We start from the raw sequence: 13,342 nt of genomic DNA, 5'->3' as shown, positions 1-13,342 counted from the left end.
CAGGATAAAAATACGTTGAAATAACGCCAATACGAATATTCCCGCCGCCTTTTTTATGAAAAGGAATAACGGTTTTTATTAAGGATTTATCATGCAGCCTGTGCTGATTACCAATATCGAATGCCAGATAACACGTCCCGATCGTCATAATTTAGTGGTGGTCAGAATTGAAACAGATCGTGGAGTCTTCGGTCTGGGCTGCGCGACATTCCAGCAGCGCCCGCTGGCGGTCAAACTGATGGTGGATGAATATCTCAAACCGCTGCTGATGGGACGCGATGCGAACCATATCGAAGATTTATGGCAGATGATGATGGTGAACGCTTACTGGCGTAACGGGCCGGTGATCAATAATGCTATCGCGGGTATTGATATGGCGTTGTGGGATATCAAAGGCAAACTGGCGAATATGCCGCTGTATCATTTGTTTGGCGGGAAATCGAAAGATGCAGTGACGGCGTACAGCCACGCCGCGGGTGAAACGCTGGAAGCATTGTACGGCGAAGTCGATCGTCTGCTAGCCGAAGGTTACCGCCACATCCGCTGTCAGCTGGGTTTTTACGGCGGCAATGCGCGTGATTTTCACAGCACCCGTGAACCGACGGCGGGTGCGTATTACGATCAGGATCAGTACATCGATAACACGCTGGCGATGTTCAAAGCGCTGCGTGAAAAATACGGCAATCGGTTCCACATTCTGCACGATGTTCATGAACGGCTGTTCCCGCAGCAGGCGGTGCAGTTCGCCAAAGCCGTTGAACAATACCGGCCTTACTTTATTGAAGACATTCTGCCGCCCGATCAGAACGAATGGCTGGCGCAGATCCGCAGCCAGACCGCCGTTCCGCTGGCAACCGGCGAGCTATTCAATAATCCTGCAGAATGGAAAGATCTGATTATCAACCGCCGGATCGACTTCATCCGCTGCCACGTTTCGCAAATCGGCGGTATCACGCCAGCCTTAAAACTGGCGCATTTCTGCCAGAGTTTTGGCGTGCGTCTGGCCTGGCATTGTCCGCCGGACATGACCCCGATTGGCGCTGCGGTGAATACGCATCTGAATATTCATCTGCATAATGCGGCAATCCAGGAATTTGTCGCGTATCCGGCTAACACGCAGCAGGTCTTTCCGGGCGCACGGGCACCTGAGAACGGTTATTTCTATCCGGGAGAAGAAGCGGGGATTGGCGTGGGCTTTAACCAACAGGCTGCGGCAGAATTTCCGGTGGTCTATCGTCCGCATGAATGGACGCAAAGCCGTCTGCCGGATGGCGTGATCCACACGCCTTAACGCGCTTACGTCTGGCGAAAAGCCAGATTGTCCTGATTAAACGGGATGACGTAGGTGCAGGAATAATCGATATCGACAATATCGCTGAACGCATAAACCTTGCCGCCCTGCAAAATACCTCTGTTGGTGATATGCATGGCAGCAATGCCTTTTTTACAGCCAAGTATTTGCGCCTGCTCTTTATTGATTGTGACGGCCTGGTAACGGGTCAGGGAATGCGAAATCGCGTAGCCCTTACTCAAAACATATTGCTGAATGGAATGCTCAATGGTTTTCTGATTCAAATCGGCAAACACTTCCGCGGGCATACGGGAATATTCAATCTGCACATTGCGCAGATTAATCCGCCGCAAGCGGGTGAACGCCCAGATAAAGTCGTCGGTGCTTAAACCGAATACCTGTTGTTCCTCTTTATCTGGCCGGCGCTTGTGCAATTCGAGAATTTTGAAACTGATTTCAGCGAATTTTTTCTCGGTCACAGAGTTGTAAATCAGCGGATTACTGCTGACGCCCGCATTGATGTAAATGCCCGAACCCTGCACGATATGCACCGCTCCGATACTGACCAGCTTTTCCAGCGCCTTACGCACGGTAAAGCGCGAAACCCCGTATTCTTCCGCCAGCTGGCGCTCCGGAGGTAACTTCTCCGGCACAGAACCGCTGTTCTGATAAATCTTGCTCAGTAAATCCTGAGCGATAAATTCGCTTTTTTTCATGAGGTTTCATCCGTGCGTGGAACAGGCATTTGAGCATGAGGAGGCGGTAGTGGGCAAATTACAGCGTATAAATTGTATTTATCTTTTACAGCTTTCAGGCTGTATTTTGATTTTACAGCTTTTAGGGTGTAATGTGCTAAATACAGCCTATAATCTGTATAAGAACCGCGATACCAGAGCCAAAATAATGAATACAGTCTATCCGTTAAAAACACTTAACCAGCTCCGTCCGTTACTGGTGGGGTTCCGTAAGGAAAAAGGTCTGACGCAAAAGGATGTGTCAGAAAAACTGGGAGTGACTCAGCAGACGTATGCCCGGCTTGAGGCAAACCCTGCTACTGCCAGCCTTGACCGGCTGTTTCGGGTATTTAATGTATTAGGTATTGAGATGGTGTTTTCCTCACAATCCGATCCTGAAAAATCCTCTATGGAGGAAATTAAGCCGGATTATTTAAGTACGCCCGCCAGAAAGGAACAATGGTGATGATATGCGTCGTGCGCAGCAGCGTTTAGCGATATGGATGAACGGTATTCCTGTGGGGTACTGGGTTAAGCAAAAAGGCGAGGATCGTTTACAGTATTCGCTGGAATGGACAGAAGACCCACAAGGGCGACCTTTGTCGCTTTCCCTGCCGTTTACGCCGGGTAATCAGGTGCATCGCACCTCTCTCAAAATCGTTATCACATGACGCCGCTGTACGATATTTTGTCAGCCTGGCCGGTGATTGGCCGGGGAAACAATAAGATCGCATGGCAGAAATGTAAGCTGGCTATGGCCGTCCGTGGCAGCAGTAATTATTACCTGATCAGCAAGATCCAGCGCAGACACTGGATTAAGCAGGGTGAGCAGAGCGGATTGGGGAAACGACAAATAGAAACCATGATTGATGAAATCATCGAACTCACCCCGGCCGTTATTGAAAATGTCGCGAGGCAATTGCCCGAATCGTTTCCGGCTGAACTGGCAGACACCATTTTTACAGGAATGCAACAGCAGCGGGTCAGGCTGAAAGCACAGGCTTAACCTGTAAGTCTTCCCCAACAAAAAAGCCCGCCGGTCTTCACCAGCGGGCTTTGTCATTGACTGCTAAATCTTACTTTTCGTCAGGCAGTGCGTAGGCGATCACGTAGTCGCCGCGTTCTGCGGACTGACGTGCGCCACCGGCGCTGATGATGATGTACTGTTTACCGGTTTTCGGTGAAACGTAGGTCATCGGGCCAGACTGGCTGCCGACCGGCAGACGGGATTTCCAGATCTCTTTACCGTTTGCGGTATCAAACGCGCGCAGATAGAAATCCTGCGTACCGGCGAAGAACAGCAGGCCGGATTGCGTTGACAGGCTCGCACCCAGCGTTGGCATACCGACTTCCATTGGCATGCGCATTTTGATGCCCAGCGGACCGGTGTCTTTCACCGTACCGACAGGAACCTGCCAGACGATTTTACCGGTTTTCAGGTTAACCGCAGACATGGTACCGAACGGTGGTTTCTGGCAAGGAATGCCCAGCGGTGACAGGAAACGCTCGCGGACTGCGCCGTAAGGCGTACCGTCCATCGGCACCAACCCCATCTCGATACCGCTCGCGCCGGTCGGAACCTGTGCACGTGGAACCATGTAGTTCGCCAGACCCAGACGCATATCATTCACGAACATGATGGCATTGTTCGGATCAACCGAGACGCTGCCCCAGTTCATGCCGCCCAGAGAACCCGGGAATTGCAGGGAACGATCCAGACCCGGAGGCGTGTAAACGCCTTCGTGACGCATGCCTTTAAACTCGATGCGGCACAGCAACTGATCCATCGGCGTTGCGCCCCACATATCAGACTCTTTCAGCGTCTGGTTGCCGATGTTTGGCATGCCAACAGAGAAAGGCTGCGTTTTGGAGTAGCGTTCGCCAGGGACGTTACCCTGCGGCACTTCGCGGTTTTCCACTTTCGCGACCGGCTGGCCGGTTTCGCGGTTCAGCATGAAGATCATGCCTTGTTTGGAGGTCTGCACCAGAACCGGCGTGCTGCCACCTTTACCGTCCGGCAGATCATACAGCAGCGGCTGAGACGGCAGGTCGAAGTCCCAGAGATCGTGATGCGTGGTCTGGAACGTCCAGCGGACTTTACCGGTTGCCACGTCGACTGCAACGACTGAAGAACTGTATTTGTCATCCAGCTCAGTACGCGTGCCGCCGAAGAAGTCTGGCGTCGCGTTACCGGTTGGCATGTAAATCAGACCCAGTTTTGGATCGTATGACATGGCCGACCAGACATTCGGGGTACCACGGGTGTAAGTCTGACCTTCCGGTGGCAGTTTGGTGATGTTCGGATTACCCGGATCCCACGCCCACACCAGTGCGCCGGTGTGCACGTCGAATGCACGGACCACACCCGGAGGTTCGCCGGTAGAGAAGTTATCTGCTACGCGACCACCGACCACGACCACATTACCCGCAACCAGCGGGGTAGAGGTTTGCTGATAGTAGCCAGGTTTCACTTCGCCCATGCCGACTTTCAGATCAACCACGCCGTTGTCACCAAAATCAGCACAAGGCTTGCCGGTGTCAGCGTTGATGGCGATCAGACGCGCATCGATGGTTGGCAGGAACAGACGACGTTCGCAGGTAGCGCTGACGGTGCCGCCGGTGGCAGCAGGCGTTTGCGGTGCGTTAGTGGCAGGCGCGGCAGCTTCTGACGCTGCATTTGGCGTGGCCGGTTCGGCCGCAGGAGTTGCAGCGGGCTGTGCCGCCGGAGCCTGTGGCGCTGCGCCGTTTACGCTGCTGTTCTCGTAATAGCCCAGACCACGGCAACGCTGCCAGTTAGGCGCGGTAGAATTGGAGTCGTAAGACCACAGCTTTTTACCGTCATCCACATTCAGGGCGATCACTTTGCTGTAAGCGGTACAGACAAACAGCTTGTCGCCGATTTGCAGCGGAGTGTTCTGGTCTTCAGCGCCAGAACCGTTGCTCTGCGGGATATCACCGGTATGGGCAATCCACGCAACCTGAAGTTTATCCACGTTGGTTTTGTTGATCTGATCCAATGCAGCAAAACGGTCGCCAGCGGTAGTGTTACCCCAGTTTTCCCAGTTCTTCTGCTCTGCACCTTTATCTACCGGTTTCACTGGCACCTGATCATTGTCAGCGCTGATGATTGGCGTCGGCACAAAGGTGTTACCGAAAGCGGCAATCAAGGCAACAGCCAGCACAGCCGCCAGCGAGAAGCTTGGCCCTTTACGCGCCACCAGTCCCGCGCGTGCTTTCAGCAGCGGATAAGCCAGTGCGACCAGGAATGCCAGCACGCCGAAAGTGAACAGGCGGGAGAACAGAGGCCAGAACGTGAAGCCCGCGTCCCAGACAGCCCAGATAATAGAAAGCACAAAGGCCACGGCATACAGCCATGCACCTGAAGGCTTACCTTTAAAAATCAAAACGGCGGAAACGATGAGCGCCAGACCCATCAGCAGGAAGTAAACACTTCCTCCCAATGTTGCCAGATACGCGCCACCGATACCAAGTGTCAGACCGATGACGACCATCAGCGCACTCAGCAGCCAGAGGAGCCAGGTCCACTTGCTATTTGTTGTTGGCATGATTTATCTCACTGCATAGTTGTAGATAACTGTTGATGAAAAGAGGTAACACTTAATGACCACCCGTAATTAAATGAACCAAATAGAACAATTTCGCGCAAATAGTAATACTTCTCATCGAGGTTGTGAATGTGTAACGAAGAGTTTGAATTTAGGTAAATTATTATAGAGTAGATTATTATTTATGCAGGGAAATTTTATGCGTTGATTTTAAAGAATAAAATAAAGTGTGTTATTCATTATTTTAATTAATACATAAGTGGATATACGTTTTTCATCTAACCGATAGCACCAACTGTCCGCTCATTTTTCGTCATTGAGACTGAAATGTAACATTGTGGACTCATTGGTACGAATTCGGCGAACCTGACGGGGCGTTTTACAAATAGCCTTCGATTAAGGTCTTCATTTCTTTGGTGATGTGTTCCACCAGACGACTTTTCGGGATCTGCGGCGGGAAAACGGCCAAATACGCAATGCTGATATCCGGTGCAAAGGGTTTGAGCACCAGATCACTTTTATGGCTGCGGGCGGTGATGAAATCGACCACGCCGACGCCCAGATTGTTTCCTGCCATCACACAACAGTTATTGAGCGAGGTTTCGATCGGATTGTTGAGATATAAGTCCAGGCGGCTCATCACCTGATCAAGCTGTTCGCGCAGCGGCGTCTTGCGTCCGGGTATAATAGGGCGGTAGCGCGTCAGATCCATCGCAGTCACCACGTCTTGTTTCGCCAGCGGATGGCGCGGCGACATCACGGCAACCGCTTTTGCCCGTGCCAGCATTTCCGCTTCCAGACCTTTCACATCCGGCTTGCCGAAAATGAACCCAACGTCGTACTGATTGCTGGTAACAACATCGGTGATATGCGTCGTGCTTTCGATATCCAGAAACAGCGAGATATCGCCAATACTCTCAATCAGCGGCGGGAGAATATGCTCGACGCACAGCGCCGATAACGCTGCCACAGAACCAATGCGCAATACGCTGCCTTTGGAATGACGGATTTCGTCTGCGATATGTGAAATATGTTCAAGTCCGAGGTATAAACGCTCGACTTCGCGGTACAACTTGATCGCATCGTCACGCGGGATCAGCCCGCGACCGTCGCGGTCAAACAGCTTCAGATCCACGGCATATTCAAAGTCGCGGATCAACCGGCTCACCGCAGGCTGGGTAATATTCATCATATTCGCGGCTGCGGTAATGCTACCTGTCAGGATCACTTTGTGAAAAGCTTCGACCTGACGGGGATTAATTTTCATAATATATCCTCAAGATCCATAACATTTGTTTATGGATGTAACACAAAATACAATTTTCAATTCAGAAGTCCACCCCCTAGACTCCAATTTACGATCTGACACACATTGCCTGAAAATCTAAAATAATTAAGGGTTAAATGCATGAGAAAGTCCGTTCTGGCAGGAGTGCTTTCCTCAGCACTGGCCACGCTTTTCGTTTTTCATACCCTCTCTGCACAGGCTGCTGATCTGAAAATCGGCCTTGCCGCGTCAACCACTTCAATGGATCCGCAATTTTATGTCGGGGGTGCCAACAGCGCCATGGCGCGTAATATTTTTGACGGTCTGGTGAATCAGGACGAAAAACAACACATCACGCCTGCGCTCGCGGTGTCATGGAAAGTGATTAACGACACCACATGGGAATTTGCCCTGCGGCCCGGCGTGAAATTCCACGACGGCAGCGATTTCACCGCCAAAGATGTGATTGCCAGCGTGAAACGCGTGGCGCTGGCGTCGAAAAACAGTCCGAGTGCTTATACGCCGTACGTGAATGACATCGCCGATGTCACCGAAGTGAATCCTTTAACGGTGAGAATTGTCACCAAAGCGCCCACACCTTTATTACTCAATAACTTAAGCCGTGTCGCTATTTTACCGGCACGTCTTGAAACGGTCGGATCGCAAACCCTTAATGAAGGGAAAGACGTCATCGGTACCGGCCCGTTCAAATTTGTCAGCTGGACGCCGGACGATAATGTGGTGCTGGCGCGCAACGACCAGTACTGGGGCGGAAAAGCGCAGTGGGATAACGTCACGCTGCGCGTGTTCAAAAACCCGAGCGCCCGTGTCGCCGCGATGCGTTCCGGTGATGTGGATATGATTGAAAGCGTGCCGACCGCGGACGGACGGGATCTGGGCAAACAAACCAGCCTGCATCTGGAGTCCGTTGCCGGTAACCGCATTTTGTATTTACACCCGGATCAGGATCGTGATGTGTCGCCGTTCGCCAAAGGGCCGGATGGCAGCAATCCGCTTAAAAAACGTGAAGTACGTGAGGCGATGTCGCTGGCGATAAACCGTCAGGCGATTGTAGACCGCATTATGGACGGGCAGGGCGTTCCGGCGTCACAGCTGGTGCCAAAAGGCTATTTCGGTTATACGCCGTCGATTGCCGCGCCGGTCTATGATCCGGCGAAAGCCAAACAACTGCTGGCGCAGGCCGGTTATCCGGACGGTTTCACGCTGACGTTCCATGCATCGAACGACCGCTATCCGAATGATTCTAAAATCGCCCAGGCGCTAGGGCAGATGTTCAGCCGCGTCGGCATTAAAACTGACGTTGTGACCATGCCGGGCAGCGTGTATTTCTCGCGTGCGTCCAAACGCGATTTCAGCCTGATCATGGGTGGCGCGGCGATTGAAACCGGTGAAGCCTCCGGCGTGCTGGGGCCGTTGCTCGAAACCTTCGGGCCAAATGGCGGACAGGGCAACCGCGGACGCTACTCAAACCCTGAATTTGATAAAACACTGGCAAAAGCGCGGGAAACCCTCGACGACGGCCAGCGTGAAAAGCTGTTGCAGCAGGCCACAGAGATTGCGATGAAAGACGAAGGCACTATCCCGTTGCTGTTCCTTTCATACACCTGGGCGATGAAAACACCTTACACCTACGTTGGCCGTTCCGACGGCTATACGTTGCCGTACTTTGTGCATGAGAAACAATAAGCGCATAGTGCAGACCGAACCCAGGCGGGGAATACAGCACCAACACCAGGGCTGTACTAAGGTAGTAGTTTAAGAAAAGAGAGAGAAGCTATGACTTCTTTTAGCGGTGTGTATCCCTATCTGGTTTCGCCTGTCACTGATGGCGGCCAGATAGACAAACCAGTGTTAACAGCGCTGGTCGAACATCTGATTAACAGTGGCGTGCACGGTCTGACGCCGCTCGGCAGTACAGGTGAATTCGCTTATCTCAATGCAGATCAACGTACGGAGATAGTGAAAACCGTCGTCGAAGCCGCTCGAGGCCGCGTTCCGGTAATCGCCGGAGTTGCAGCCACCACCATCCAGGACGCTGTCGCGCAAACCGCTCGCTACGCCGCTCTGGGTGTCGACGGTATTCTGGCGATACTTGAAGCGTATTTCCCGGTGCCTGAACAGGGCGTCGAGGATTATTTCCGTGCCATCGCGACTGCCGCAGGAAAACTGCCGGTCGTGCTGTACACCAATCCGCAGTTCCAGCGTTCTGATCTCAGCCTGCCGGTGATCGAGCGACTGAGCCACGTAGAAAACATCAACTATATTAAAGACGCCTCGACCAATACCGGCCGCTTACTGTCGATCATCGAACGCACGCAGGGACGGATGCAGGTATTTGCCGCATCGGCGCATATTCCGGCGTGTGTGATGCTGATTGGCGGCGTGGGCTGGATGGCCGGTCCGGCATGTATTGTGCCAAAGCAAAGTCTGGCACTCTATGAAGCCGCGAAACAAGGCGACTGGAAGAAAGCGATGGAGTTGCAGCGTCCGCTGTGGCGCATCAACGAAATCTTCGCCAAATACTCGATAGCCGGTTGTATCAAAGCCGCACTGCAATTGCAGGGCTTCGCGGTAGGCGATCCGCTGCCGCCGCAGGTGCCGTTAAACGAGGCGGCACGTCAGGAAATCGCTGATGTTTTACGTTCCGTGGGGGCGCTGTGAAAACCATTCCGGTTATCATTGATTGCGATCCGGGCATTGATGATGCCATTGCGCTGCTCAGCGCGTTCGTTGCTCCGCAGCTGACTATTCTCGGCATCTGCACGGTGTGCGGCAATCAGCCGCTGGCGAATACCACCCGCAACGCGCTGCAAATCACTGAGCTGGGATATCGGCTGGATATTCCGGTGTTTGCCGGTTGTCATCAGCCAATGCTGCGATCCCCGATCCACGGTCAGTTCCACGGCGAAAACGGCCTCGGCAATACTGCCTTTCCCGCGCCGCAAAAATCCGCAGAATCCCTTCATGCTGTTAACTTTCTGATTAATAGCTGCGAGCGGGCGATTGCCAGCCAGCAACCGCTGACACTGTGCGTACTCGGGCCGCTGACCAATCTGGCGACGGCGCTGCGCATGAAACCTGACATCGCCGCCGGTATCGGTCGCGTCGTATTAATGGGCGGCGCTTACCGCGAAGCCGGTAACCGCACCATGACGTCAGAATTCAATATGCTGGCCGATCCGCATGCTGCGCATATTGTGTTTTCATCAGGTCTTAATATTACCGCGTTGCCGCTCGACGCCACGCATCAGGTGATCCTGACGCCGGAACATGTGGCGAAATTCATTAAAGTCTCAGGACGGATTTCCGCGCAACTGGGTGAGTTAATGGCGTTCTGGGACCGCAACGACGTGCGCCGTTACGGTTCACGCGGCGGGCCATTGCACGATCCGCTGGTGATTGCTTACGTGCTGGCACCGGAACTGTTCGGCACCGAAAAAGCGCGGGTATTTGTCGAACACGACAGCGAACTGTGTATGGGACAAACCGTCGCCGACTGGTACGGCAAGTCGGGGCTGGTACCTGACGTTGATATCGTCACGCGTGTAGAAACGAACAAAGTTTTCGCACTGTTTTACGAACTGCTTTCACGTTATGCCGGGAAATAATCTTATGAGCCAGCGCATCATTATTGATACTGATCCCGGCGTGGATGATGCCATCGCCATCTGGCTTGCACTGGCGTCGCCCGAGCTTAATGTGCTTGGCGTGACCGTGGTCGCGGGCAATGTGGCGCTGAAAAACAGCGTGCGCAACGCCTGCAAGATTGTCGCGTTGTCCGGCAACACGCAGATACCGGTTTTTGCCGGCGCACCCGGTCCGCTGGTGCGCGACCAGGTTTATGGCAAATATGCGCACATCGGCGCATTTAAAGATGAACTGGTGCCTGAAACGGAACTGCAACCGCAGGCTGAACACGCGGTGGACTTTCTGGTGCGTACGTTGCGGCAGGCCGCCGAAGATAACGACCCGATCACGGTGTGCGTGATTGGGCCGATGACCAATATTGCGCTGGCGCTGGGGATGCATCCGGACGTCGCGCGCGGCATTAAGCACATCGTCACGATGAGCTGCGCGTTTACCGCGCTCGGGCACCGCGTGCCGTGGGCAGAATTCAATGTGTACGCCGATCCCCACGCCGCCGAAAAAGTGTTTAACAGCGGCGTACCGCTGATCATCATGCCTCTGGACATGACCTTCCAGGCGCTGATCAGCAAAGATGATATCGATGCGTTAAAACAGGACGGCGGCTTACCGGGCGAATCTGTTGCTGCTTTACTCAATGCGTTTGACCGCAGTGACCTCAACCGGTTTGGCCGGGAAGGCGGGCCGGTACATGACGCCACCGTCGTCGCATGGCTTTTGCAACCCGGTCTGTTTGAAGGCCAGCCTGCCCGCGTGGGGGTAGAAATCTCGGGTAAGACAGCTGGTTATACTTATGCGGATTTCTGGAACAAACTGTCGACGCCGCCTAACGCCACGGTCATGCAAAAAGTGGATGAATACGGCTTTTTCAGCCTGATGCGCCGCGTTTTCTCGCGATACGGCAGCCGTGATGGCGACGCACAGGCATGAGCCGTTATCTGCTGGGGCGATTCGGACAAACATTGCTGACGCTGCTGGTGATGTCGTTACTGGTTTTTGGCGGCGTCTATCTGGTCGGCAATCCCGTCGATTTACTGCTCAGCACCACCGCGACGCCCGCCGAACGCCTGAATGTGATCCAGTCATTTGGCCTCGATAAACCGGTGTGGGAGCAATATGGCCTGTTCGTGATTAATGCGCTGCACGGCGATATGGGCAACTCCTTTATCTACAATCAGCCCGCGCTGCACCTGATTTTTCAGCGCATGCCCGCCACGCTCGAACTGGCGCTGGTGGCATTTGTGCTGGCGCTGGTGATTGGCATTCCGCTCGGCGTGTATGCCGGTTTGCGCCCTGATGGCTGGTTATCGAAGTCGATCATGACCGTTTCAATCTTAGGCTTCAGCCTGCCGACGTTCTGGATTGGCCTGATGATGATCATGCTGTTCAGCGTGAAACTCGGCGTGCTTCCGGCCTCCGGACGCGGCGCGACGGTGGACGTTTTCGGCGTTCCGCTCAGCCTGTTTACCGCCGATGGCCTCGCGCATCTTATCCTGCCCGCCTTCAATCTGGCGCTGTTCAAAATCTCGCTGATTATCCGCCTGACGCGAGCCGGTGTGCTTGAATGCCTGCAACAGGATTTCATCCGTTTTGCCCGCGCCAAAGGCTTATCTGAAAGCCGCATCGTGCTGGTTCACGTCCTGAAAAATACCCTGATCCCGCTGATTACCGTCATCGGCCTTGAGCTGGGTTCGCTGATTGCTTTCGCCGTGGTTACCGAAACCATTTACGCCTGGCCGGGCATGGGCAAGCTGATCATTGATTCTATCGCCGTGCTGGATCGTCCGGTGATCCTGGCCTATCTGATGATAACGGTGGTGATGTTCAGCCTGATTAACCTGCTGGTTGATGTGCTGTATGTGCTGGTGGATCCGCGTGTCAGGCTGGGAGGCGAAAACTGATGGCGTCTGAATCCGTTCACTCGCGCAGCACCATTCAGGGCAAACCGCATTCGGCGTTTTACAACACTGCGCGTGCGCTGCTGCGCAATAAATTCTCATTGTGTGGTCTGGTCATTTTAGGCATCGCCATTGTGCTCTCCGTGCTGGCACCGTGGATTTCGCCGCAAAATCCGTATGATTTAGCGCAGCTCGATATCATGGATGGCCGTCTGAAACCGGGCACCGCCAGCCTGAGCGGGATGATTTACTGGCTGGGCACCGACGATCAGGGGCGCGATTTACTCAGTGCCATTTTGTACGGCACGCGCACCAGCCTGCTGGTCGGCGTTTCCAGCGCGGTAATTGCGCTGACCCTCGGCGCGGCTTTAGGGCTAGTCAGCGCTTATGTTGGTGGCAAAACGGACGCGCTGATCATGCGCATTGTCGATATCCAGCTGAGCTTTCCGCCGATCCTGATTGCGCTGATTTTACTGGCGGTGCTCGGGCAGGGTGTCGATAAAATCATTCTGGCGCTGGTGGTCACGCAATGGGCGTATTACGCACGCACCATTCGCGGCTCGGCATTGCTCGAACGTCGCCGAAGTTATGTGGACGCTGCGCGCAGCATGGCGCTTTCCAGTCCGCGCATTCTGTTCCGCCATATTCTGCCCAACTGCCTGCCGCCGCTGATTGTGGTGGCGACCATGCGCATTGCTTACGCCATCATGCTTGAAGCCACGTTGTCGTTTCTCGGCATCGGTCTGCCGGTCACCGAACCGTCGCTCGGCCTGCTGATCGCCAACGGCTTTGATTATCTGATGTCCGGTGATTACTGGATAAGCTTCTTCCCCGGCGTCACGCTTCTGGTGCTGATCGTCGCCATCAACTTAGTCGGTGACGCCCTGCGCGACATCCTCAACCCGCGCAATAAGGATTGA

12 protein-coding genes and 1 pseudogene are annotated in these 13,342 nt (G+C 53.9%); 10 read left to right on the top strand and 3 right to left on the bottom strand.

The window, feature by feature from the left end; all coding sequences use genetic code 11:
- Positions 1–91 precede the first annotated feature (91 nt).
- On the top strand, positions 92–1,291 hold the full coding sequence (locus tag CKQ54_RS25020) for an enolase C-terminal domain-like protein (RefSeq protein WP_120163331.1): 1,200 nt from the start codon (positions 92–94) through the stop codon (positions 1,289–1,291).
- 5 nt (positions 1,292–1,296) lie between these two features.
- On the opposite strand, the gene CKQ54_RS25015 is transcribed toward CKQ54_RS25020, so the two are convergent.
- Complete coding sequence (locus CKQ54_RS25015) at positions 1,297–2,007, bottom strand: GntR family transcriptional regulator (protein WP_120163330.1); 711 nt, start codon at positions 2,005–2,007, stop codon at positions 1,297–1,299.
- Between the two features lie 187 nt (positions 2,008–2,194).
- Here CKQ54_RS25015 and CKQ54_RS25010 point away from each other — a divergent pair, with 187 nt between their 5' ends.
- From CKQ54_RS25010 to CKQ54_RS25640, 3 genes and pseudogenes are all read left to right on the top strand, one after another.
- Positions 2,195–2,491: a helix-turn-helix domain-containing protein gene (locus tag CKQ54_RS25010; protein WP_112289735.1), complete on the top strand. Its 297-nt coding sequence runs from the start codon at positions 2,195–2,197 to the stop codon at positions 2,489–2,491.
- Between the two features lie 4 nt (positions 2,492–2,495).
- Positions 2,496–2,696: a HipA N-terminal domain-containing protein gene (locus tag CKQ54_RS25700; protein ID WP_120163329.1), complete on the top strand. Its 201-nt coding sequence runs from the start codon at positions 2,496–2,498 to the stop codon at positions 2,694–2,696.
- Positions 2,666–3,031: pseudogene (locus tag CKQ54_RS25640) on the top strand (type II toxin-antitoxin system HipA family toxin); the annotation flags it as partial. The gene CKQ54_RS25700 and the pseudogene CKQ54_RS25640, both read left to right, overlap by 31 nt.
- 70 nt (positions 3,032–3,101) lie before the next feature.
- On the opposite strand, the gene CKQ54_RS24995 reads toward CKQ54_RS25640, so the two are convergent.
- Both CKQ54_RS24995 and CKQ54_RS24990 read right to left on the bottom strand, forming a co-directional pair.
- On the bottom strand, positions 3,102–5,591 hold the full coding sequence (locus CKQ54_RS24995) for a membrane-bound PQQ-dependent dehydrogenase, glucose/quinate/shikimate family (protein WP_244220296.1): 2,490 nt from the start codon (positions 5,589–5,591) through the stop codon (positions 3,102–3,104).
- A gap of 379 nt (positions 5,592–5,970) precedes the next feature.
- Positions 5,971–6,858 (bottom strand): LysR family transcriptional regulator, encoded by an 888-nt coding sequence (locus CKQ54_RS24990; RefSeq protein WP_120163327.1) that lies wholly within the window; start codon positions 6,856–6,858, stop codon positions 5,971–5,973.
- Positions 6,859–6,999: 141 nt separating this feature from the next.
- Here CKQ54_RS24990 and CKQ54_RS24985 point away from each other — a divergent pair, with 141 nt between their 5' ends.
- The 6 genes from CKQ54_RS24985 (at position 7,000) to CKQ54_RS24960 (ending at position 13,342) form a co-directional block, all read left to right on the top strand.
- A complete protein-coding gene (locus tag CKQ54_RS24985) occupies positions 7,000–8,565 on the top strand; it encodes an ABC transporter substrate-binding protein (protein ID WP_112289558.1) in 1,566 nt (521 codons plus the stop codon).
- 90 nt (positions 8,566–8,655) lie between these two features.
- Entirely contained in the window at positions 8,656–9,540 is an 885-nt protein-coding gene (locus CKQ54_RS24980; RefSeq protein WP_120163326.1) for a dihydrodipicolinate synthase family protein, read from the top strand.
- Positions 9,537–10,487 carry a nucleoside hydrolase gene (locus tag CKQ54_RS24975; RefSeq protein WP_120163325.1) on the top strand — a complete coding sequence of 317 codons (951 nt, stop codon included), beginning with the start codon at positions 9,537–9,539 and terminating at the stop codon, positions 10,485–10,487. Before CKQ54_RS24980 ends, CKQ54_RS24975 begins: the two co-directional genes overlap by 4 nt.
- 4 nt (positions 10,488–10,491) lie before the next feature.
- Positions 10,492–11,454 (top strand): nucleoside hydrolase, encoded by a 963-nt coding sequence (locus tag CKQ54_RS24970; protein ID WP_120163324.1) that lies wholly within the window; start codon positions 10,492–10,494, stop codon positions 11,452–11,454.
- The gene (locus CKQ54_RS24965) at positions 11,451–12,425 is read left to right on the top strand and encodes an ABC transporter permease (RefSeq protein ID WP_120163323.1); all 975 of its coding nucleotides are present in this window, start codon (positions 11,451–11,453) and stop codon (positions 12,423–12,425) included. The genes CKQ54_RS24970 and CKQ54_RS24965 overlap by 4 nt, the downstream gene beginning before the upstream one ends.
- Positions 12,425–13,342, top strand: a complete 918-nt coding sequence (locus CKQ54_RS24960) for an ABC transporter permease (protein WP_120163322.1) — start codon at positions 12,425–12,427, stop codon at positions 13,340–13,342. The genes CKQ54_RS24965 and CKQ54_RS24960 overlap by 1 nt, the downstream gene beginning before the upstream one ends.

Source organism: Rahnella variigena, from assembly GCF_003610915.1.
Taxonomy (GTDB): Bacteria; Pseudomonadota; Gammaproteobacteria; order Enterobacterales; family Enterobacteriaceae; genus Rahnella; species Rahnella variigena.
This window is presented reverse-complemented; position numbering and strand designations above follow the sequence as displayed.